The sequence below is a fragment of the Streptomyces milbemycinicus genome (assembly GCF_002154605.1).
GTDB classification, from domain to species: domain Bacteria; phylum Actinomycetota; class Actinomycetes; order Streptomycetales; family Streptomycetaceae; genus Streptomyces; species Streptomyces milbemycinicus.
The window spans coordinates 1-642 of the sequence record NZ_MUNE01001311.1 but is presented as its reverse complement, the minus strand read 5'-3'; the positions used below and the strand labels follow the sequence as shown (position 1 = coordinate 642).

The window sequence follows — 642 nt, the reverse complement described above, 5'->3', positions numbered from 1 at the left end:
GTGCGCGGGGGCGGCGGGGCCAGGCGGACGGCCGCACCGAGCACGGACAGGCCGCGCGGGGCGACGACGACCGGTTCGAGCTCGACGGCGACCACCTCGGGATGGTCGTCCACCATGCGGGACACCCGCAGCAGGAGTTCTTCGAGCGCCGCGGTGTCGACAGGGCTTGAACCGCGCCAGCCGAACAGGAGCGGCGCGGTCCGGATGGATCTGATCAGCTCGGCGGCGTCCCGGTCGGTGGCCGGGACAAGCCGGTGGGCGGTGTCCCCGAGCAGTTCGGAGGGGGCTCCGGCGAGCCCGAAGGAGAGCACCGCCCCGGCGGCGGGGTCGATGGCGGCCCGTACGACGGTGTCGACGCCGCGCGGGGCCATCCGCTGCACGACGAGCCGCAGCTCTTCGGGGGCGCCGAGGTAGTCGGTCAACTCGGCGTAGGCGCGTCGAAGTTCCACCTCGCCGCCGATGTCGAGCCGTACTCCGCCCAGGTCGGCGCGGTGGCGCAGATGGGGGGCGGTGGTCTTGAGCGCGACGGGGAAGCCGAGCCTGGCCGCGCCCCGTACGGCGGCGTCCGCGTCGGGGGCGGGGAGCGCGGGCAGCACGCTGACGCCGTAGCGGGCGAGGAGGCGCTGGGCATCGGGGGCGGAG

Annotated in this window: 1 protein-coding gene; it reads right to left on the bottom strand. The window is 75.7% G+C overall.

The window, feature by feature from the left end; translation table 11 throughout:
* A partial coding sequence (locus CCN51_RS52800) for an acetate--CoA ligase family protein (protein ID WP_245881923.1) occupies positions 1–642 on the bottom strand: 642 nt, incomplete at both ends.